Genomic DNA, 20,799 nt, shown 5'->3' with positions numbered 1-20,799 from the left:
GGCCGCGCAACGCTTCCCATCGTGGCTGGGCCCACAGCGCCGCCCGGTAGCGTGTGCGGATGCGCAACACCCCGGTGGTAGGCGGGACGGTGCGGCTGCGGCCCGTGCGGCCGGCCGGCTGGTGGTACGACGTGCTGCTGCTCGCCGCACTGGTCGGGATCACCCTGGCGCTCACCGCCCATCAACTGTTCGACATCGACCGCGCGGTGGCGGACTGGGCGCAGGCGCACCGGCCGACGGCCGCGTACTGGGTGGCGCGGGTGCTGAACCTGCTCGGCCAGGGCACACCGCTGACCCTGATCGCCGCGGGGCTCGGGGTGCTGCTCGCCGTCCGGGCGCGTTCGCTCCGGCCCCTCCTGCCGCCGGTCGTCGCCTTCGTCCTCACCTACCTGACCATCGGGCCGCTCAAGGTGTGGACCGCCCGGCCGGCGCCCAGCGCCAGCATCAAGGAGCCCTTCCTGCCGCCCGAGCAGACCCTGCCCCTCTTCCAGCAGGACCTGCCGGTGCGCTTCGCCCAGTCCTACCCGTCCGGGCACGTGGCCAACGCGATCGTCTGGTACGGCGTACTGGCGCTGCTGCTCGCCCCGCTGCTGCGGTCGTACGGACGGCGGACACCCCCGCGGCTCGTCCTCGCCGTGCGGGTGCTGCCACCGGCGATCGTGCTCTGCACCACCACGTACCTGGGCTGGCACTGGCTCACCGACTCGGTGGCCGGGCTGCTGCTCGGGTTGCTGCTGGACCGGCTGCTGCACCGGGTGCCGTGGGACGACGTACCGCTGCCGGCCCGGCTGCCCGCATCCGGCCGCACCCGGTTGTTCACCCGAGACTCGTAGCCTGACCCGCCGTGGACCAACTGGAACGTCGGCTCGGTGTACCCGATGCGGTGCTCATCGGGCTGGGATCGATGCTCGGCGCGGGCGTCTTCGTGGTGTTCGCGCCGGCCGCCGCGGCGGCCGGCGGGGCCGGGCTGCTGCCCGCCCTGGTGCTCGCCGGCTTCATCGCCTACTGCAACGCCACCAGCTCGGCCCGGCTGGCCGCCCGCTACCCCGAGTCCGGCGGCACGTACGTCTACGGCCGCGAACGGCTCGGCCCGTTCGCCGGCTTCGTTGCCGGCTGGGGTTTCGTGGTCGGCAAGACGGCGAGCTGTGCGGCGATGGCGCTGACCATCGGGGCGTACCTCTGGCCGGGGCAGGCCCGACCGGTCGCGGTCGTCGCGGTGCTCGCGGTGACCGCCGTGAACCTGCGCGGCATCGGCAAGACGGCGGCCGCGACGAAGGTGCTGGTCGCGCTGGTGCTCGCGGTGCTCGCGCTGGTCGCGGCCAGCGGGGTGGTGGGCGGGCCGGTCGAGCTGGGCCGGCTCGCCGACGCGGGCGGCTCCGGCCGGGGCGTGCTCACCGCCGCCGGGCTGCTCTTCTTCGCCTTCGCCGGGTACGCGCGGATCGCCACCCTCGGCGAGGAGGTCCGCGATCCGGTGCGGACCATCCCCCGGGCCGTGCCGCTGGCGCTGGGCGTGGTGCTGGCGATCTACCTGGTCCTCGCCGTGGTCGCCCTCGGCGTGCTCGGCGCCGACCGGCTCGCCGACTCCGCCGCGCCGCTGGCCGACGTGGTGACCGCCGCCGGGCTTCCCGGGCTGGCCTGGGTCGTCCGGGCGGGCGCCACGGTCGCGGTGACCGGCGTGCTGCTCTCGCTGCTCGCCGGGGTGGGACGCACCCTGCTCGCGATGGGCCGCCGACGGGACATGCCGGGCGCGCTCGCCGCCGTGCACCCCCGGTACCGGGTGCCGCACCGTGCCGAGCTGGCGGTCGCCGCCGTGGTGATCGTGGTGGTGCTGCTCGGGGACGTCCGCCAGGCGATCGGGTTCTCCAGCTGCACCGTGCTCGTCTACTACGCGGTCACCAACGCGGCCGCGTGGACGCTCGGCCGGGACCCGGACCGGAAGCTGCCGGTGCGCGCGCTCGCCGTGCTGGGGCTGGTCGGCTGCCTGCTGCTCGCGGTCAACCTGCCGCTGAGCAGCGTCCTCGCCGGTTTCGGCGTGCTCGCCGTCGGCGCCGCCTGGTACGCCCTGCGCCCCTCCCGCTGATCGTCGGCTCGCCGCACCGCCTCGCCCGAGGCGCGGCTCACGCGGGAGGGACCGGCTCGACCCCCTGGTCGTCGCCGGCCGGCGGCTCCGGCACGACGGGCCCCGGCGGGGCGGCGGCGGCCAGCGCCCCCGACGGCCGGTGGGTGCCGGACGGCGACGGCGTGCTGTGGGGCGGCTCGCCCGTCCGCGAGGCGGGTACGCCGTCGCGGGCCGGCGGGACGGGCGGGGCGCACTGCCGGGTGAGCCAGTCCAGGCCGGCGCGGCGGGCCACCACTGTCAACCGGTCGCCCGCGAAGATCACCTGCCGGGGGTCGAGGTCCCGCCACCAGATCGTCCGCCCGCCGCCGGCCGGCGTACGCGCGATCACGCGCACCTGCCCGTCCCGGGAGACGGCGCCCAGCGGTCGGCCGTCGAGCTCCGAGCCGGCGGCCACCGGCACCTCGGCCACGGGCAGCGCGTGCCGCTCGACGGGAATCGTGGCGATCACCGCTCGTTCGGTCAGCGCACCGGTGAAGGCCGGCGCGGCCAGGTAGGAGACCGATCGGGACACACCGAGGTTGAACGTCTCCTCCACCCGCTCCGCGAAGTCGTTCTCGAACAGCCGCAGCACCACCCGCAGGTCCGCGCGGACGTCCCGGGCCGCGAGCGCCGCCTCCAGGTTGGCCACGTCGTCGGTGGACACGACCACCAACGCCTGGCAGTCGGCCACCGAGGCGGCCTCCAGCGTCTCCGGCTGCGCGGCGTCGCCGACGATCAGCGGCACCTCCAGTTGCCGGGCCAGGGCCGCACCGCGCGGCTCCGGGTCCTTGTCGATGGCCACGACCTCGATGTCGTACTCGCGCAGCTGCGCCATCACCCGGGTACCGACGTTGCCGAGGCCGACCACGACCACGTGGCCGGAGCGGTGCGGCTGGAGCCGGCCGGTGTGCAGGGCCAGCCGGGCGTTGACGATCCCGTCCACGACGACGGCCGTGATGAGCGGGATCAGGGCCAGACCGGCGAGGTTCAGCACCACCTGCATGACCTGGGCGTCGGGAGACTTGGTGGTGTCCGGGTCGGCGCCGCTGAGCGTGGTGACCAACGTCAGGTAGAGCGCCTCGGCGGGCGAGACGTCCTCGGCCTGGGCGATGAGCGCGCCGAGCACCGCGATCACCGCCAGCACGAACATCGTCGCGATGCCGATCTTGCGGGTGGCGAAGCCGCGTACGGCCCGCATGAACACCGCCACCGGGCGGCGCCGGCGTCTGGCCCGGACCAGCCTACGGGCCGCCACCTCGGTGCCGGGCGGCTGCCCGGTCGCCTCGGCGAGCACCAGATCGGCGGCGGACTGGTCGGCCGGCAGCAGCACCACCCGCTGCGGGTCCCGGAGATCGGCCAGGGCGCAGACCACGTCCTGCTCCCGTACGTCGGCCCGGCGGGCCACCCGGAGCGTGCGGTCCCGGTGCTGGAAGTGCGTCGGGTCCACCTCGCCGAGCGCGGCCGCGACGAACGCCGGCGCGGCCATCTCGGCGTCGGAGAGCACCTCGACGCGGGCCTTGAGCAGGGTCCGGACGCCGTCGGCGAGGGTGCCGTTGAACATCCGCAGCACCTGACGGACCCGGTCGTCGACCGCCTGCGCGCAGAGCGCGGCGTGCAGGTTGCCGACGTCGTCCTGGTGCAGCAGCGCCACCCCGGCCGCGCCGGCGAGGCCGGCGGTCTCGAAGGTGGCGACGTCCAGCCGGTCGGAGCGGACCACGCGGACGCCCCGCAGCGTCGCCACGTCCGGTCCGTTGACCCGGTGCCGCTCCGGCACCACCACGGTGACCCGCGCGCCGCCACCGGGCAGCTCGCTGTCGAGCAGCGCCTTGGCCACGTAGTAGGCCAGCGCGTCGCGTCCGCAGATGACGTAGTGCGGGCGGGGATCACCGGCGGAGCGCAGCCGCCAGTTCCATTCGACCGCCCGCCGCGCCCGGTCCCGCCACGGCTCCCCCATGCCCGGATCGTAGTCAGCACGACCGCTCTGGGCGAGGCCGTCCGGTTCGCGCCCGGCCAGGATTGACGCCCCGGCCGGCGGGTAGAGCAGCGCCGTGCAGACGTTCCTCCCGTACCCGGACTTCCTGGCGAGTGCCCGGACGCTGGACCAGCGGCGTCTGGGCAAGCAGCGGGTGGAGACGATCCAGGTGTTGCGCGGGCTGACCTGGCCGACGTACGGCTGGCGCAACCACCCCGCGGTGAGGATGTGGGCCGGGTACGAGGAGGCACTGACCCGGTACGGGCTGGACATGTGCGCGGTCTGGAGCGAGCCGGGACGCGCCGACACCTGCGCCGCCACCATGACCCGTGACCTCGCCGAGGCCTGCGGCATCGGGACGGTCCGCAGCCAGGAGGAGCTGGCCGCCGCCGGTGAGCTGCCGCCCTGGCTGGGCCGGGAGGACCTGCACCTGAGCCACCGGTCCTCGCTGGTGCGCAAGGACCCGGAGCACTACCGCCCGATCTTCGGGGACGTGCCGCCCGACCTCGAGTACGTCTGGCCGCCCTCGGACCGTGAACGCCGCTGCCGGATCGAGGTGCCGGCCCAGCCCTCCGCCGACGGGTAACATCGACGAGGGCCGTTCCCGACCGGCCCGGACGGGGAGATCGCGGATGGCGCTGTCGCGTCTGGTCGGGCGGCTCCTCGGCGTGCGACCGCACCTCGTCGACCCCGGCGGCGGTGGCGCCGACCGGGTGCCCCACCCGGTCGAGGCGGTGGTGGTGGGCGGCGGGATCGCCGGCATGTCCGCGGCCGTGGTGCTCGCCGAGCGCGGGGTGCGGGTGACGGTGCTGGAGGCGGCGCCGACCCTCGGCGGCCGGCTCGGCGCGTGGCCGGAGCGGCTCGCCGACGGCGTCCAGCAGGTGGAGCACGGGTTCCACGCGTTCTTCCGGCAGTACTACAACTGGCGGGCGATCCTGCGCCGCGTCGACCCGGAGCTGGGTTTCCTCCGGCGGGTGCCGGGCTATCCGATCCTCTCCGCGCGGTGGCCCACGGAGGAGTTCGGCAACCTGCCCGCCGCGCCGCCGCTGAACCTGCTCGCGCTGCTGACGCGCAGCCCCAGCCTGCGCCTCGCCGACCTGCGTCGGATGGACCGGGACGCCGCGCTGCCGCTGCTCACCTACCACCCGGAGCGCACGTACGCCGCCCTGGACGCGACGACCGCGGACGAGCTGCTCGACTCGCTGCGGCTGCCCGACCGGGCCCGCGCGATGCTCTTCGAGGTCTTCTCGCACTCGTTCTTCAACCACGAGGCGGAGATGTCGGCGGCCGAGATGGTCGCCCAGTTCCACTTCTACCTGCTCGGCAACGGCGAGGGGCTGGCCTTCGACGCCCCGGACGAGGACTACGGGACGGCGATCTGGGCGCCCCTGACGCGGCACGTCGAGCGGCACGGCGGGCGGGTCGTCACGGGGGTGCCGGTCACCGCGCTGCACCGCGTCGGCGCGCGCTGGCGGGTCGTCACCGGCGACGGCACGGCCCACGACGCCCGGCACGTGGTGCTGGCGGTCGACCCGCCGGCCCTCGCCACGCTGGTCGACGCCGCACCGGGGCTGGCCGGCCACGCGCCGCGGCTCGTCGCCGGCATGCCCGCGTTCGGCAGGCCCGGTCCGCCGTACGCCGTGGCGCGGTACTGGTTCGACGGTGACGTGCACCCCGACCGGGCCGTGTTCAGCGGGGTGTCCCGACAGTCCACGCTCGACTCGGTGACGCTCTACCACCGGCTGGAGCGGGAACCCCGCCGCTGGGCCGCGCGCACGGGCGGCAGCGTCGTCGAGCTGCACGCGTACGCCTGCGAGCCGGGCGTGCCCGGCGCGGAGCTGGCCGAGCGGATGCGCGCCGAGCTGGCGGCCCTCTGGCCGGAGGTGGCCGAGCTGCGGGTCCGTGCGCTGCGCGCCCGGGTCGAGGCGCGGGCGCCGGCCTTCCCGCCGGGCGGCCACGCCTGGCGGCCCGGCGTACGCACCGACGCCGACGGGCTCTACCTGGCCGGCGACGGGATCGCCACGGGGTTCCCCAGCGCGCTGATGGAGCGGGCCGCGGCGACCGGGATCCTCGCCGCCAACCACATCCTCCGCGCCGAGGGCGGAGCGACCGAGCCCGTCCGTTCGGTCCGGCCAGGCGGCCTGCTCGCGGCACGACGGTAGGCCGGCCCTCGATCGAAATCCGTTGGCGGCGCCCACCGGCGCGGGCCTACCGTGATCGCGCAAGGTCAACCACCGATCCGGGAGCCGTCCATGTCGATGTCGCACGTCACCACCGTGCCGTCGTGGCTGCCCGGCGGCGGTCGCCGAGCCGAACACACCGGGGACGACCGGCCCGACTGACGCACCCCGCACCGCGTCGAGCCGCCCGTCCCCACCACCGGACCGGGCGGCTCTTTCACTGCCGGGTCCACCACGCCCGTCGCCACTGTGGAGGGAGATCCCGGTGAACGCCGTCCTCGTCGTCAACGCCGACCTCGGCCCGCTGCACCGGGTCACCGTCCAGCACGCCATCCGGATGCTCTGCCGCCGCGTCGCCGAGATCCACGAGGCGGAGCCCGACGGGCTGATCGGGGTCTTCCCGGTCCCCCGGGTGGTCCGGCTCGTGCGGTACCTGGTGACCCGCTGGCGGTTCAACGCCGGCCCGACGTGGTCACGGGCGGGGGTGTTACGCCGCGACGGCCGCTGCTGCGGGTACTGCGGCGGGCCGGCCAGCACCATCGACCACATCCTGCCCCGCTCGCGCGGCGGCCGGAACACCTGGCGGAACACCACCGCCGCCTGCTACGCGTGCAACCAGCGCAAGGGTGACCGGACCCCGGAGGAGGCGGGCATGCCGCTGCGCCGGGAGCCGGTGGCCCCGAGCTGGGCCTCGCTCGCCGGGCGGTGACGGGACCGGCCGGCGGGAACGGGGGGCCGCGTCGGGGTACGCCTCCGGCGCGGCACCCGCCGGCCCCTCGCCCGCGTGCGGGCCGGCGCGCACCGCTTCCCGGTGCCCGGTCCGTCAACCGGGAGTCGGTGGCCGCCAGGCGAAGCCGGGCGCCCGGCGCTCCCGGACGGCGGTGATGCCCTCCCGCGCCTCGCCGCTCTCCAGCGCGGTGTGGTGCCAGTGGGCGACCCGGTCCGGGTCGGCACGCTCGTCGATGATCTCCTTGGCGGCCGCGACGCTGGTCGGCGAACGCTGGGCGATCAGGTCGGTGATCTCGTGCACCCGGGCGGTGAGCCGGTCGCCGGGAAGCACCTCGTCGACCAGGCCGATCCGCAGCGCGCGTTCGGCGTCGATCAGCTCGGCGGTGAAGAGCAGGTGTTTCGCGGCGGACGGGCCGACGAGCCGGGCCAGCCGCCGGGTGGTGGGCGCCGGGTAGACCAGGCCGAGCCGGGCCGGTGGCACGCCGAACCGGGCGTCGGCGGAGGCGATCCGCAGGTCGCAGGCGGCGGCGAGCTGGCAGCCTCCGCCGACGCAGGCACCGCGTACCGCCGCGATGGTCGGCTTGGCGACGCGCGCCAGCCGCTCCTCGGCGACCACCGCGATGCTCGCGTCACCGGCCGCCACCAGTTCGTCCAGGTCGCCCAGGTCGGCACCGGCGCAGAAGGTCCCGTCCGCGCCGGTGAGCACCAGCGCGCGGACCGTGGGGTCGGCCTCCACCTGGTCGAGCAGCGGCGGAAGCTGTCGCCACATCGCCGGGGTCATGGCGTTGCGACGGGCCGGATTGCGGATCACCACCGTCGCCACCGGCCCGGCCACCTCGACGACGAGTTCCGCGTCCGCCACCGTCACCCTCCCTCGCCCGGTCCGCTGACCCTAACGGCGCGGGTCGGGCGACCGGCCGGCGAGGTGGCCGCTCGACGCGCCGGAGGGCAGCCTCAGGCCGCCCGTCCCGCGTCCGTGCTCCCCTCAGCCCTGCGGAAACATCTGGCCGATGCGGATCTTGTTGCCGAACGGGTCGCGGATGCCGAAGTCGATCCCGTACGACTTCTCGCTCGGCTCGTCGGTGATCTCGACGCCCCTGGCGACGAGCGTCTCGTACGTCTTCTGCGCGTCGTCGGTGGTGATGGAGAGCCAGCCGCCCATGGCCCCCTTCGTCAGCAGTTCCCGGACCTGCTCGGCGGTCGCCGGGTCCAGTGCCGGCGGGCCGGGCTTCTCCAGGAGGATCTCCCGGTTCGGGTCGCCGGGGACGTTGACCGTGAGCCAGCGCATGAAGCCGAGGTCGACGTCGGTGTGCACCTCGAGGCCGAGCTTGCCGACGTAGAAGTCGAGTGCCTCGTCCTGGTCGAGGACGTAGATCTGGGAGCGGGTCAGTGCGTTCATCGTCATGTCCATGACGCTACGGCGGGGCCCTGACCTGGTGCTTATCCAAAGCTGCTCGGTCTGGTCCAGGCCTTGGTGAAGCAGGTCGGCACGTCGACGGGCACCTTCCGTCTGCGGTACTCGCTCGGCGACTCCCCGACGATCTGGCGGAACGTCCGGCTGAAGGTGCCGAGACTGCCGAACCCGACCGCGAGGCAGATGTCGGTGACGTCCTGGTCGGTCCGCACCAGCAGGTACATGGCCCGCTCGACCCGCCGGCGTTGCAGGTAGCGGTGCGGTGTCTCGCCGAAGGTGGCACGGAACGTGCGGATGAAGTGCGCCTGCGAGACGTGCGCGACGCGGGCCAGCGCCGGGATGTCGAGCGGCTCGGCGTACGCCCGGTCCATCGCGTCCCGGGCGCGCAGCATCGCCCGGTTGGACTCCTCGACCGCCCTGCTCATCGGCCCCCTCCACCCGCCGTCACGGCCAGGCTAGCCGCCCGCACCGAGGCGGGCCTGCATCGAGGAGGCGATGCGGCACCCCCGTGACCGACCCCGCCGTACGCGACCTCCGGTCAGGCGTGCGGGGCGCCGGCCATCCGCAGGAGTTCGGTGGTGGCCGGGCCCGGTGGCGTGGACGCCGCCACGGCCACCGAGACCTGCCAGGTCGGGGCGTCGTCCAGCGCCGCCACGTGCAACCCCTTGGCGTGTGGCTTGCGGGTCACCGGGGCCGGCACCAGCGCGACACCCAACCCCTGGTGCACGAAGTCGAGCAGCGTGTGCACGTCGTTGACCTCCACCGAGATCCGCCGCTCGGCGCGGGCGCGGGCGAACGTCTGGTCGTTGACCCGCCGGGCGCCCCAGTCGGCGCTGAAGTCCACGAAGTCCTCGTCGACGAGCGCCGGCAACTCCACGCTGTCGTGATCGGCCAGCGGGTGCGCGGGGTGGCAGAGCAGGACCATCTTCTCGGTGGCCAACGGCACCAGGTGTACGCCGTCCGGCGCCGGGCCGGGCAGCGCCACGAAGCCCACGTTGAGCCGCCCGAGGCGGATCTGCTCGGCGATGTGCCCGGAGCCGGCGTAGCGCAGCCGGATCTCCACGCCGGGATGGGCCCGGCGGAAGGACGCGAGCAGCGGAGGCAGGTCGATCACGCCGAGGCACTGCTCGGTGCCGACGGTGAGGCTGCCACGCAGCAGCCCCCGGACGGCGGCGACGGCGTTGCGGGCCGCGGCGGCGCTGGCCAGGGTGCGGTGCGCCTCGGCGAGCAGCGCCCGGCCGGCGTCCGTCAGCTCGACCCGGCGGGTGCTGCGGACGAAGAGTTCGGCATCCAGATCCCGCTCCAGCGCCCGGATCGAGGCGGATAATCCGGACTGCGCCACCCGCATCCGCTCCGCCGCCCGGGTGAAGTGGCGCTCCTCGGCGACCGCCACGAAGTACTCCAGGTGCCGCAACTCCATGACTGAGCAGTCTAGGTGCTGAATCTGAGCGCTTTCTGCTGTTGGACGGCGGGGCCGTCGCGTTGAAGGCTTGACCGGGCGCCGCGAGCGCGGCACCCGTGACGAGGAGGTTTGCGCCATGCAGAGCCGCCGCATCGGCGATGTTCAGGTCAGCGCGATCGGTCTCGGTGGCATGCCGATGTCGATCGAGGGCCGCCCCGACGAGGAGCGGTCCGTCCGGACGATCCACGCCGCGCTGGACGCCGGCATCACCCTGATCGACACGGCCGACGCGTACCACCTGCACGCCGACGAGGTCGGCCACAACGAGTCGCTGATCGCCAGGGCGCTGGCCAGCTACGGCGGTGACACGACCGACGTGCTGGTCGCCACGAAGGGCGGACACCTGCGACCCGGCGACGGCAGCTGGACGATCAACGGCTCGCCGGAGTACCTGAAGCGGGCGTGCGAGGCGTCGCTGAAGCGCCTCGGCGTGGAGGCCATCGGCCTCTACCAGCACCACCGCCCGGACCCGAGGCTCCCGTACGCCGAGTCGATCGGCGCGGTCCGCGACCTGCTCGACGAGGGCAAGATCCGGATGGCCGGCATCTCGAACGCCAACCCCGACCAGATCCGCGAGGCCCGGGAGATCCTCGGGGGCCGGCTGGTCTCGGTGCAGAACCAGTTCTCGCCCGCCTTCCGCTCCTCCGAGCCGGAGCTGGAGCTCTGCGACGAGCTGGGCATCGCGTTCCTGCCCTGGTCGCCGCTCGGCGGCATCGGCCGCGCCGACCAGCTGGGCGGCCACGCCGCCGCCTTCGCCGAGATCGCCGAGCGCCACGGGGTGAGCCCGCAGCGGGTCTGCCTCGCCTGGCAGCTCGCCAAGTCCCCGGTGGTCATCCCGATCCCCGGCGCGAGCCGGCCGGAGACGATCCGCGACTCCGCGCAGGCTCCCGAGCTCACCCTCACCGCCGAGGAGCTGGCCGCCCTCGACTGACCCGACTGCCGACCACCGCGAGCCGGCGGTGGCGGCCCGATCCCGACCAGCGCGAGCGGGCGGTGGCGGCCCACCGCCGCCACTGCCCGCCCACCACCACAGGAGTCCCGTGAACGACTACCTCGCCGAGCCCGAGCGGTACGGCGCCATGGAGTACCGCCGGTCCGGCCGCAGTGGCCTGAAGCTGCCCGCCGTGTCGCTGGGCCTGTGGCACAACTTCGGCGACAACCGGCCGCTGGAGACCCAGCGCGCCATCCTGCGCCGCGCCTTCGACCTGGGCATCACCCACTTCGACCTCGCCAACAACTACGGCCCGCCCTACGGGTCGGCGGAGGAGAACTTCGGCCGCGTCCTGGCCACCGACTTTCGGCCGTACCGGGACGAGCTGGTCATCTCCACGAAGGCCGGCTACGACATGTGGCCCGGCCCGTACGGCGAGTGGGGCTCCCGCAAGTACCTGACCGCGTCGCTGGACCAGTCGCTGAAGCGGATGGGGCTCGACTACGTCGACATCTTCTACTCGCACCGCTTCGACCCGGACACCCCGCTCGAGGAGACGATGGGTGCCCTGGACGCGGCGGTGCGCGCCGGCAAGGCCCTCTATGTCGGCATCTCCTCGTACTCCCCGGCCCGCACCGCGGAGGCCGCCGCGATCCTCCGCGACCTCGGTACGCCGCTGCTCATCCACCAGCCGTCGTACTCGATGTTGAACCGCTGGATCGAGGACGAGCTGCTCGACGTCCTGGAGCGCGAGGGGGTCGGCTGCATCGGCTTCTCCCCGCTGGCGCAGGGCATGCTCACCGACCGCTACCTCGACGGGGTGCCGGCGGACTCGCGGGCCAGCGCGCAGACGTCCCTCTTCCCCGAGTGGCTCACCGAGGAGAACCTGGGCAAGATCCGGGCGCTGAACACCATCGCGGCGCGACGCGGCCAGAGCCTCGCCCAGCTGGCGATCGCCTGGACGCTGCGCGACCCGCGGATGACCTCGACCGTGCTCGGCGCGAGCAGCGTCGCCCAGTTGGAGGCGAACGTGGCGGCGCTGGAGAACGCCACGTTCACCGCCGAGGAGCTGGCCGAGATCGACCGGTACGCCACCGAGTCGGGCATCAACCTCTGGGCCCGGTCCAGTTCGGCCTGATCGGGCGAGGAAGCAACGGCCCCGGCGGCGGGGGTTCCGCCGTCGGGGCCGCTTCACATCGGACCTCGATCGGCGCCCGGCCCGTCGGTCGCCGCCGTCGCGACGGGCACACCGACCGTGGGCCGGGAACCAGGGCGGGGCAGGGTGGGTGACGCGACCGGTGCGGGCGCGGTACCGCGAGCGGGAATTGGCTTCCGCTCGCCCGCTGCGACGCCCGACGGGATGCGCCTGATGGTTCTGGAGCCCCCGGCCGGGATCGAACCGGCGACATCTCGCTTACAAGGCGAGTGCTCTGGCCAGCTGAGCTACAGGGGCGCTGGTGTCGTCGCCAGCATAGCGAGTGACGTCCGGATTTCCCGCTCGGCAGGCCTCCCGAGCACGGGAAACGTCAACAACCCGACCCCGGCACGGTCGGCGGAGGCAGTCAGGGGCGGCGATTGATGTCCGCCCGTGCCCGCTTGACCGGAATGCGTACCGGCCCCGGTGCCGTAGCTCGCTCCGACCTTGGCAGCGCCGGCAAAGCCGTTTACGGTGCAGTGACACGGACGTCATATCCGGCCGCCCCGGCGACCGGGTCGGCCGCCCGTTGGCCGGCGCGGCACGCGTCGGTCGCTCCTTCACTCGGATCGTCCGGCACGTTCCTGCCGGTGAAAGGAAGCGCAACACCATGGCCACGGTCACCTACGCTCAGGCATCCCGGATCTACCCGGGCACCGAGCGTCCCGCCGTCAACAAGCTCGACCTCGAGATCGGCGACGGCGAGTTCCTCGTCCTGGTCGGCCCCTCCGGTTGCGGCAAGTCCACCAGCCTCCGGATGCTCGCCGGCCTCGAGGACGTCGACGAGGGCTCGATCTACATCGACCAGCGTGACGTCACCCACCTTCCCCCGAAGTCCCGCGACATCGCGATGGTCTTCCAGAACTACGCCCTCTACCCGCACATGACGGTGTACGAGAACATGGCGTTCGCGCTGAAGCTCCGCAAGACCCCGAAGTCGGAGATCGACCGGCGGGTCAAGGAGGCGGCGGGCCTGCTCCAGCTGGAGGAGTACCTCAGCCGCAAGCCGAAGGCGCTCTCCGGTGGTCAGCGCCAGCGGGTCGCCATGGGCCGCGCGATCGTCCGCGAGCCGCAGGTCTTCCTGATGGACGAGCCGCTGTCGAACCTCGACGCGAAGCTTCGGGTGCAGACCCGTACCCAGATCGCGTCGCTGCAGGCCAAGCTCGGCGTCACCACCGTCTACGTCACCCACGACCAGGTCGAGGCCATGACCATGGGTCACCGGGTCGCGGTGCTGCTCGACGGTGAGCTCCAGCAGGTGGACACCCCGCGGGCGCTCTACGACACCCCGGCCAACGTCTTCGTCGCCGGCTTCATGGGCTCCCCGGCCATGAACATCAAGACGGTGTCGCTGACCGAGAAGGGCGCCGAGTTCGCCGAGATGCACGTGCCGCTGACCCGCGAGCAGGCCGAGGCCGCCAAGGCCGAGGGCGGGGACGGCAAGGTGACCGTCGGCTTCCGCCCGGAGGACTGCGACCTGGTCAGCCCGACCGAGGGCGGCCTGCCGATCGTGGTCGAGCTGGTCGAGGACCTGGGCTCCGACGCCAACGTCTACGGCCACGCCGCGCTGGGTGGCGCGTCCGAGCGCTTCGTCGTCCGGACCGACCGCCGCAACATGCCGAACATGGGTGACACCGTGTTCGTCAAGCCGCGCGCGGACCGCACCCACGTCTTCCACGCCACCACCGGCAAGCGGATCTGACGTACGACGCGAGAAGGGGCGGCCCGCCATCCGGCGGACCGCCCCTTCTGCGTGTACGGGGACGGGACTCAGTCGGCGACCGCGCGTCGCCGGGCCACCTCGGCGAGGGTGACGGCGGCGGCGACGCTCGCGTTCAGCGACTCCACGTCGGAGACCATCGGGATGCGTACGGTCAGGTCGCAGGTCTCCCCCACGAGCCGGGACAGGCCGCGTCCCTCCGAGCCCACCACCACGACCAGCGGCCCGACCGCGGCCTCCAGGTCGTACAGGTCGGTCTGGCCGTCGGCGTCGAGGCCCACCACCACGAAGCCGGCGCTCTGACACGCCTTGAGCGACCTGGTCAGGTTGGTGACCTGCGCGACCGGGACACGCGCCGCCGCGCCGGCGCTGGTCCGCCAGGCGGTCGCGGTGATCCCGGCGGCCCGCCGCTCGGGTACGAAGACGCCCTGCGCGCCGAAGGCGGCGGCGGAGCGGAGCACCGCGCCGAGGTTGCGCGGGTCGGTGACCCCGTCCAACGCGACCAGCAGCGGGGCGGGCTGCTCCACCGCGGCGGCGATCATGTCCTCGAAGGGCTGGTACGCGAACGGCGGCACCTGGAGGCCCACGCCCTGGTGCAGCACCCCGCCGGTCATCCGGTCCAGCTCGGCCCGGCTGACCTCCAGGATCGCGATGCCCCGGTCGGCCGCGGTCCGGACGATCTCGTTGACCCGGTCGTCGATGTCGATGCCCTGGGCCGTGTAGAGCGCGGTCGCCGGCACGCCGGCCCGTAGCGACTCGACCACCGGGTTACGGCCGACCAGCAGCTCGGGCGCCTCGCGGGGCGGGGTGAACTTGCGCCCCGGTGCGACCCGCGGGCCACCCCGTCCGGCCGGCTTGCCGCCGCCCGCCGCCGGCTTGGCCGCGCCCTTGCCCTTGCCCCAGGTGGTGTCCTTCGTGCCCGGCTGACCGATCTTGGGCGCGCGACCCTCCTCGGCGGCGGCCCGGCGCTCCTTCTCCTGCTTCCAGGCGGTGCGCTTCGGTAGCTTCTCGGTGCCCGAGTACGCCTTGTGCCAGGGTCGCTCGTCGGCCGGCAGGGTGCGCCCCCGGCCGGCGAGGGAGTCCCGGTTCTTGCCGCCGGAGCCCTTGGGGGCGCCCGCCTTCGGCGTCACCCGCCGACCACGACGCTGAGAGTTGCCGGCCATCAGTCCTGCTCTCCAATAGTCCAACGGGGGCCCTGGGGGGTGTCCTCGACCACCACGCCGGCCCGGTTGAGCTGGTCGCGTACGGCGTCCGCGGCGGCCCAGTCCTTGCGGGCGCGGGCCTGGGCGCGCTGCTCCAGGGCCAGGGCGATGAGGGAATCCACCACGCCGCGCAGGTCGTCCACCCGGCCGCCGCCGGTCCACGCCACGTCGAGGGGGTCGACGCCGAGGATATCCAGCATCGCGCGGGTCGCGGCCAGCGTCGTGCGGACGGTCACATCGTCGCCGGCCGTCAGGGCGGTGTTGCCCTCGCGGACCACCTCGTGCAGGACGGCCAGCGCGGCGGAGGTGTTGAGGTCGTCCTCCATCGCGTCGACGAACCCGGCCGGCAGCTCACCGAGCCGGCCCGCGCCGACCCGCTCGACGGCCCGCTGCACGAATCCCTCGATCCGCCGGTAGGCGGTGGCGGCCTCGCGGAGCGCGTCCTCCGAGTAGTCGATGCGGGAGCGGTAGTGGGCGGCCGCGTAGTAGTAGCGCAACTCCACCGGGCGGACCCCGAGCGAACCGACGTACGCCAGGTCGAGCGTGTTGCCGAGCGACTTGCCCATCTTCGCGCCGCCGATGCTGAGCAGGCCGTGGTGCACCCAGTAACGGGCGAACGGCAGTCCGGCGGCGCGGGACTGCGCCAACTCGTTCTCGTGGTGCGGGAAGGTCAGGTCGAGCCCGCCACCGTGGATGTCGAACTCGGCGCCCAGGTAGCGCCAGCACATCGCCGAGCACTCGATGTGCCAGCCCGGACGGCCCAGCCCCCACGGGGACGGCCAGTACGCGTCCGCCGGCTCGTCGGGCTTGGCGCCCTTCCAGAGAGCGAAGTCGCGCGGGTCGCGCTTGCCCCGGTCGGGGGCGTCGCCGGCGGACTGCATGTCGTCCGGCGACTGGTTGGACAGCGAGCCGTACGCCGGCCAGGACAGGACGTCGAAGTAGACGTCACCGGAGCCGTCGGTGGCCGGGTAGGCGTACCCCTCGGCGATCAGCTTGCCGATCAGCTCGTGCATCTCGGGGATGTGACCGGTGGCCCGTGGCTCGTAGGTCGGGGGCAGCACGTTGAGCTGGCGGTACGCGTCGGCGAGGATCCGCTCGTTGGCGTACGCGATCGACCAGAACGGGCGGCCCTGCTCCCGGGCCTTGACCAGGATCTTGTCGTCGATGTCCGTCAGGTTGCGGATGAAGGTGACCTGGTAGCCCTCGGCCATCAGCCAGCGGCGCAGGATGTCGTAGTTGACACCGGAGCGAAGGTGGCCGATGTGCGGCGGGGCCTGGAGGGTGAGACCACACAGGTAGACCCCCACCTTGCCGGCTTCCCGCGGGACGAAGTCCCGGACCGATCTGGTGGCGGTGTCATACAGGCGTAGCGTCACCGTACAAGGGTAGCCGTCCGCGCTTTTCCGGGTCGCTGGGTGGCACGTCGTACGCTCCCTGTCATGGACACGGCGGCACTGCCCGGCGGCGGCCCGGCGACCCGGGCCGCGGACGCCACAGGTCCGCCCTCTCCGGCCGGCTCGGACCGGACCGGTGTGCCCCCCGACCCCGCACGACGGCCCGGCACCGACCGGGCCGAGGCCGGCGCGGGCGCGCGCGCCGGCGAGTCGGCGCAGACCCTCGACCGCGGGCTGCGCCTGCTGCACCTGGTGGCCGAGGCGCCCGGCGGGCTCACCGTCACCGAGGCCGCCAACCGGCTCGGCATCGGCCGGGCCGCCGTCTACCGGTTGGCCGGCCCGCTGACCGGGCACGGGATGCTCCGCCGGGACGACGACGGCCGGCTGCGCCTCGGCGTCGGGCTGCTGCACCTGGCCCGCCGGGCGCAGCCGCTGCTGGCCGAGGGCGCGCTGCCCGCGCTGCGCCGGCTCGCCGAGCAGGCGGGTGCCACCGCGCACCTGACCGTCGTCGAGGGCGGCGAGGGCGTGGCCCTCGCGGTGGTCGAGCCGAGCTGGACGTCGTTCCACGTGGCGTACCGGACGGGGGCGCGGCACCCGCTGGACCGCGGGGCCGCCGGACGGGCCATCCTGGCCGGCCGGGGCGGCTCCGCCGAGCCGGTGAGCAGCAGCGGAGAGTTGCAGGCCGGGGCGTACGGGGTGGCGGCCCCGGTGCTCGGTGTGCCCGGCCTGGAGGCGAGCGTGGGTGTGGTCGCCCTGGCTCCGCTCGACGTGGCGGCCGTCGGCGCCCAGGTCCGCGCCGCCGCCGCGGCGATCGCCACCGCCCTCCGCTGACCGGCACGCAACGGCGGACCACCCGCACCGAGCGGGCCGGTGGGCGCGCGGCCAGAGCCGGGGCCGGGCAGGCGACCGGGCCCGGCCGGGAAGCGGCCGGGCCCGGGACGGGTGCCTTACGGGCGGGCGTTCGGCTTGAGCGGGGTCTTCACGGCCGCGTACGCGTCCACGATCCCGTAGCCGTAGAAGCCGTTGAAGTTGAGCCCGCCGGCGCAGTACGCGTCGAAGGTCTCGTCGCGGCCCTCGTTGCGGTACTGCTGGAGCCGCGGCTCGGGGCACGCGTGCTCGGCGGCGGTCCGGTAGAGGTGCTGTTCGACGAGGTCGGGCGACATGCCGAATCCGCCGCGGCGCTCGGCCTTGCCGTACCGGCTGACGATCAGCGCGGCCACGCCGGCGGCGTGCGGCGACGCCATCGAGGTGCCCTGGAGGTACGTGTAATACCCGCACTCACCGTTGCGCTCGCACTGCTTGAAGACCGCCTCCTCGAAGCCGGGGACGATGTTCCCGTCGGCGTCGACCGAGCCCTCCTCCTGGAGCACCTTCTTCGGGTACGTGGAGAGGATCATGTTGGCGTCGGTGCGGAAGGTGTCGGTGCCGAAGCCGTCGCGGTACCAGCCGCCCGGCGCGGCGATCGAGATCTGCTCGGTGCCGTAGTTCGAGTAGTCGGCCTTCTTGCCGGACGGGCCGACCGAGGACACGGCGATCACGTTCGGCCCCTCGGTGGGCAGGTTCCAGCAGCTCTCGTTGTCGATCGGCCGTGGGTACGCGGGCGCGCCGTAGTCGGGGCTGGTGGTGTCCACGCGCGGGCTGCCCAGGTCGTCGTTCTCGTTGCCGAGGGCGGCGATCAGGGTGACGCCCCGGTTGTGGGCGAAGGTCAGCGCGCGCTTCATCGCCTTGATGATGGCCCGCTGCTCGGCCTGGTCCTCCGGGGAGTCGGCCGGGTTGGCGGTGCAGTTGTACAGCCACGGGTCGACGTAGAACGACATGTTCACCACGTCGAGACCGGCCTTGCCGGCGTAGAGCAGGGCGTTGACGACCGGGTCGAGGAAGAAGTATCCGGAGTCCTGGCCGCCCTTCAGCTCGACGAGGGACACGTTCGGGGCGACGCCGGAGAGGCCGAAGCCGTTGGCCGCCGCGCCGATGGTGCCCGCGACGTGGGTGCCGTGCCCGCCGTCGTCGGTGCCGACCGGGTCGAGGCAGCTGGCCACCTCGCACGGCCCGTCGACGTCCACGAGGTCCGGCGCGAAGTTGCGCGACAGCGACCAGTCGAAGTTCGGGGCGATGTCGGGGTTGCTGGCGTCCACACCGGTGTCGAGCACGCCGACGGTGACCCGGCGGTCACCCGGCTCGACCTTGCGGGCCTGGTCGGCGCGGATCATGTCGAGGCCCCAGAGCCGGTCGTCCAGCGGGTCGAGCTTGGTGCCACGCGGTTTGCCGGAGGGCTTCTTCGCCGCCGCGGCCAGCAGGTTCTCCTGCTCGACCCGGTCGAGCTTCGGCTTGCGGCCGATGGCCTGCTGCTCGGCGGCGCCGATCAGGGCGGCCGAGGCGGTCGCCTTCGCGGCGAAGTCGGCCCGGTCGCTGGTCACCTGGAACATTCCGACCTCGTCGGTCCGGGAGACCACCGTGCCACCGGCCGCCCGGATGGCGGCGACGGCCGCGTCGGCGGCGACGCCGTCCTCGGCGACCACGGTGAAGGTCCGGGAGCTGGTCGGGGCGGCGCCGGCGGGCACCTCCAGCCCGGTCACCGTGAGTGCCAGGGCCGCCGCGGTGGCGACGGCACCGGCGGTGAAGCGTTTGCTCACCACATCGAATCCTTCCGTTGCAGAAACGTGCCAGCCATCACATCGCACGCACAAGAATTCCGCCAGCCAGGATTCCCACATGAAAAAAGTGGCGACCATCACCGCGATGGATCGAGATATCTTCCGGGTTACGGCCGTGATCGCCGCGCAATGTCCCGGTCACCCGCAGAGGCTCGCCACGACGGCGGGCAGGTGGGACACAGTGGACACCTCGGCGTCCGGCGCGACGCCGGGCGGGCGAGGCAGACCGAGGCGGTTGAGCCAGACGGCGCGCAGCCCAGCTCGTTGCGCGGCCACGACGTCGTGGGCGAGGGAGTCACCCACGTGCACCACCTGGGACGCCCGGACGCCGGCCGACTCGACCACCGCCGCGTAGAACGCGGGCGCCGGCTTCTTCGGTAGGCCGTTCTCGTGCGCGTACAGCTCGAAGGCGAACTCGCCCGCGAGCCCGCAGCGTTCGGCCCGGCTGTTGCCGTTGGTGGCGAAGCCCAGGGTCCAGCGCTCACGCAGCGCGGCCAGGGCGGGGCGCACGTCCGGGAAGGGCCGGGTCAGCGCGAATCGCCGCGTGAAGAAGAGCGCCGCGAGGTCGTCCAGGTGCGCGTCGAGCCCGGCGCGGGCCAGCGACCGGGCCAGCGCGGCACGCCGGATCTCCGTGACGGGGGCGGCGCTCAACGCACCGAAGGCCGCACGCCAGTCCGACTCCAGGTCCGCCAGCGAGACCGCGTCCGCCGCCGGGCTCAGCCGCCGCATCTCCTCGAGTACGGCCACCAGCCCGCCGGTCACCGCCGGGCGCAGGTCGATCAGGGTCTCGTCGGCGTCGAACACGACGGTGGTCAGCACGGCGGCCGGCACCTACCGCTCGCCGGCCAGGGCCGGCTCCGGGACGGCGTCAACGGGCGAACGGGCGCCGCGCAGCTCGTCGAGGCGGACGAGCGCCACGCCCGCCACGATCAGCACGCCGCCGAACAGTTGCACCACCCTCGGCAGCTCACCGAGGACGAGCCAGGCGATCAGGACGGCGAACATCACCTCGGTCAGCCCCACGAACGACGACAGCCGGGGGCCGAGGACGCGCGCGCCGGCGATCCCGGCCAGGTAGGCGACCACCGCCGCGACCAGGGAGAGACCGGCGATCGGCACGAGCCAGCTGGTGTGCTGCCCGGCGAAGGTGACCTCGCCGTAGACGGCGTGCAGGGGCAGCGCCCCGACGAGGCCGAGCCCGGCGAGCGCGGCGGCCCCGATTCCCATGCCGCCGCTGGCCAGGACCACCGAGGGCAGCTCGGCGTCGACCCGGCCGGCGAGCACGAAGTAGCCGGCCAGCCCGACGGCCGCGCCGAGCCCCCAGAGCACGCCGAGGGGGTCGAGCCGGGCGGCGCCGGTGAGGTCGAGCACGAAGACCAGCCCCGCGAGCGCCGTCACGGCCCCCGCCACGGTCAGCCGGCGCGGGCGCTGCCCATGCACCAACCACGTCCAGCCCACCACCAGGATGATCCCGAGATATTCCAGCAGGAGAGCCACGCCGACCGGGAGGTAACGCACCGCGTTGAAGAAGCAGACCTGGGCGAGGGCTACCCCGAGCAGGCCGAACACGCCCACCACGCCGAGGTTGCGTCGCAGCACGTGCCACCGACCGCGCAGCGCGAGCACCGCCGGCGCCGCGAGCACCAGCGCGGCGATCCCGACCCGTGCGATCACGGCGGACGGCGCCGACCAGCCCGACTCGATCAAAGACCGCGCGAAGGTGCCCGAGGTGGCGAACGTGACCGCGGAGAGCAGGGCGAGGCCGAGGCCGATCCCGGCGCTGGACGATCTCTGCATCGGTCGCTCCTTGGCAGATCACGGCAGTAATGGGCAAACTATGGCTATGCC

The 20,799-nt window shown here is 73.8% G+C and carries 19 protein-coding genes and 1 tRNA gene; 9 read left to right on the top strand and 11 right to left on the bottom strand.

Translation table 11 applies throughout. The features are described 5' to 3' along the window. The first annotated feature begins 59 nt into the window (after positions 1 to 59). A complete protein-coding gene (locus SM573_RS07830; protein WP_474611293.1) occupies positions 60 to 833 on the top strand; it encodes a phosphatase PAP2 family protein in 774 nt (257 codons plus the stop codon). An 11-nt stretch (positions 834 to 844) separates the two neighbouring features. Further along, positions 845 to 2,080, top strand: a complete 1,236-nt coding sequence (locus SM573_RS07825) for an APC family permease (protein ID WP_474611294.1) — start codon at positions 845 to 847, stop codon at positions 2,078 to 2,080. Positions 2,081 to 2,117: 37 nt separating this feature from the next. Here the strand turns inward: SM573_RS07825 and SM573_RS07820 are convergent, their stop codons facing one another. After that, on the bottom strand, positions 2,118 to 4,052 hold the full coding sequence (locus SM573_RS07820; RefSeq protein WP_474611295.1) for a potassium channel family protein: 1,935 nt from the start codon (positions 4,050 to 4,052) through the stop codon (positions 2,118 to 2,120). Positions 4,053 to 4,146: 94 nt separating this feature from the next. On the opposite strand from SM573_RS07820, the gene SM573_RS07815 reads away from it, so the two are divergent. The 3 genes from SM573_RS07815 to SM573_RS07805 all read left to right on the top strand — a co-directional run bounded on the left by SM573_RS07815 (position 4,147) and on the right by SM573_RS07805 (position 6,959). Then, positions 4,147 to 4,656, top strand: a complete 510-nt coding sequence (locus SM573_RS07815) for an MSMEG_6728 family protein (RefSeq protein ID WP_474611296.1) — start codon at positions 4,147 to 4,149, stop codon at positions 4,654 to 4,656. A 46-nt stretch (positions 4,657 to 4,702) separates the two neighbouring features. Then, positions 4,703 to 6,232 (top strand): hydroxysqualene dehydroxylase, encoded by a 1,530-nt coding sequence (locus tag SM573_RS07810; RefSeq protein WP_474615822.1) that lies wholly within the window; start codon positions 4,703 to 4,705, stop codon positions 6,230 to 6,232. A 283-nt stretch (positions 6,233 to 6,515) separates the two neighbouring features. Beyond that, positions 6,516 to 6,959: an HNH endonuclease gene (locus tag SM573_RS07805; RefSeq protein WP_474611298.1), complete on the top strand. Its 444-nt coding sequence runs from the start codon at positions 6,516 to 6,518 to the stop codon at positions 6,957 to 6,959. A 114-nt stretch (positions 6,960 to 7,073) separates the two neighbouring features. On the opposite strand, the gene SM573_RS07800 is transcribed toward SM573_RS07805, so the two are convergent. From SM573_RS07800 to SM573_RS07785, 4 genes are all read right to left on the bottom strand, one after another. Then, complete coding sequence (locus SM573_RS07800) at positions 7,074 to 7,847, bottom strand: enoyl-CoA hydratase/isomerase family protein (RefSeq protein WP_474615821.1); 774 nt, start codon at positions 7,845 to 7,847, stop codon at positions 7,074 to 7,076. 117 nt (positions 7,848 to 7,964) lie between these two features. Further along, positions 7,965 to 8,384, bottom strand: coding sequence for a VOC family protein (locus SM573_RS07795; RefSeq protein WP_474611300.1), 420 nt, complete (start codon positions 8,382 to 8,384; stop codon positions 7,965 to 7,967). A 35-nt stretch (positions 8,385 to 8,419) separates the two neighbouring features. Continuing rightward, a complete protein-coding gene (locus tag SM573_RS07790) occupies positions 8,420 to 8,818 on the bottom strand; it encodes a helix-turn-helix domain-containing protein (RefSeq protein WP_474611301.1) in 399 nt (132 codons plus the stop codon). A gap of 113 nt (positions 8,819 to 8,931) precedes the next feature. After that, entirely contained in the window at positions 8,932 to 9,813 is an 882-nt protein-coding gene (locus tag SM573_RS07785) for a LysR family transcriptional regulator (protein WP_474611302.1), read from the bottom strand. 118 nt (positions 9,814 to 9,931) lie between these two features. Between SM573_RS07785 and SM573_RS07780 the strand changes: the two genes are divergently transcribed. Both SM573_RS07780 and mgrA read left to right on the top strand, forming a co-directional pair. After that, positions 9,932 to 10,786, top strand: coding sequence for an aldo/keto reductase (locus SM573_RS07780; protein WP_474615820.1), 855 nt, complete (start codon positions 9,932 to 9,934; stop codon positions 10,784 to 10,786). A 109-nt stretch (positions 10,787 to 10,895) separates the two neighbouring features. Beyond that, a complete protein-coding gene (gene mgrA, locus SM573_RS07775) occupies positions 10,896 to 11,924 on the top strand; it encodes an L-glyceraldehyde 3-phosphate reductase (protein ID WP_474611304.1) in 1,029 nt (342 codons plus the stop codon). A 238-nt stretch (positions 11,925 to 12,162) separates the two neighbouring features. Here the strand turns inward: mgrA and SM573_RS07770 are convergent. Further along, a tRNA-Thr gene (locus tag SM573_RS07770) sits at positions 12,163 to 12,239 on the bottom strand. A gap of 352 nt (positions 12,240 to 12,591) precedes the next feature. Here SM573_RS07770 and SM573_RS07765 point away from each other — a divergent pair. Beyond that, positions 12,592 to 13,683: an ABC transporter ATP-binding protein gene (locus SM573_RS07765; RefSeq protein WP_474611305.1), complete on the top strand. Its 1,092-nt coding sequence runs from the start codon at positions 12,592 to 12,594 to the stop codon at positions 13,681 to 13,683. Between the two features lie 68 nt (positions 13,684 to 13,751). On the opposite strand, the gene rlmB is transcribed toward SM573_RS07765, so the two are convergent. Both rlmB and cysS read right to left on the bottom strand, forming a co-directional pair. Then, positions 13,752 to 14,864, bottom strand: coding sequence for a 23S rRNA (guanosine(2251)-2'-O)-methyltransferase RlmB (gene rlmB, locus SM573_RS07760; RefSeq protein WP_474611306.1), 1,113 nt, complete (start codon positions 14,862 to 14,864; stop codon positions 13,752 to 13,754). Beyond that, complete coding sequence (gene cysS / locus SM573_RS07755) at positions 14,864 to 16,279, bottom strand: cysteine--tRNA ligase (RefSeq protein ID WP_474611307.1); 1,416 nt, start codon at positions 16,277 to 16,279, stop codon at positions 14,864 to 14,866. Before cysS ends, rlmB begins: the two co-directional genes overlap by 1 nt. Before the next feature lie 63 nt (positions 16,280 to 16,342). On the opposite strand from cysS, the gene SM573_RS07750 reads away from it, so the two are divergent. Beyond that, entirely contained in the window at positions 16,343 to 17,128 is a 786-nt protein-coding gene (locus SM573_RS07750) for an IclR family transcriptional regulator (RefSeq protein WP_474615819.1), read from the top strand. A gap of 116 nt (positions 17,129 to 17,244) precedes the next feature. Here SM573_RS07750 and SM573_RS07745 read toward each other — a convergent pair whose 3' ends face one another. The 3 genes from SM573_RS07745 to SM573_RS07735 all read right to left on the bottom strand — a co-directional run bounded on the left by SM573_RS07745 (position 17,245) and on the right by SM573_RS07735 (position 20,748). Next, positions 17,245 to 18,930, bottom strand: a complete 1,686-nt coding sequence (locus tag SM573_RS07745) for a S8 family serine peptidase (RefSeq protein ID WP_474611308.1) — start codon at positions 18,928 to 18,930, stop codon at positions 17,245 to 17,247. A 159-nt stretch (positions 18,931 to 19,089) separates the two neighbouring features. Continuing rightward, on the bottom strand, positions 19,090 to 19,770 hold the full coding sequence (locus SM573_RS07740; RefSeq protein WP_474615818.1) for an HAD family hydrolase: 681 nt from the start codon (positions 19,768 to 19,770) through the stop codon (positions 19,090 to 19,092). 12 nt (positions 19,771 to 19,782) lie between these two features. Next, positions 19,783 to 20,748 (bottom strand): EamA family transporter, encoded by a 966-nt coding sequence (locus tag SM573_RS07735; RefSeq protein WP_474615817.1) that lies wholly within the window; start codon positions 20,746 to 20,748, stop codon positions 19,783 to 19,785. Positions 20,749 to 20,799: the final 51 nt, after the last annotated feature.

This window comes from Micromonospora xinjiangensis (genome assembly GCF_056150165.1).
This window is presented reverse-complemented; position numbering and strand designations above follow the sequence as displayed.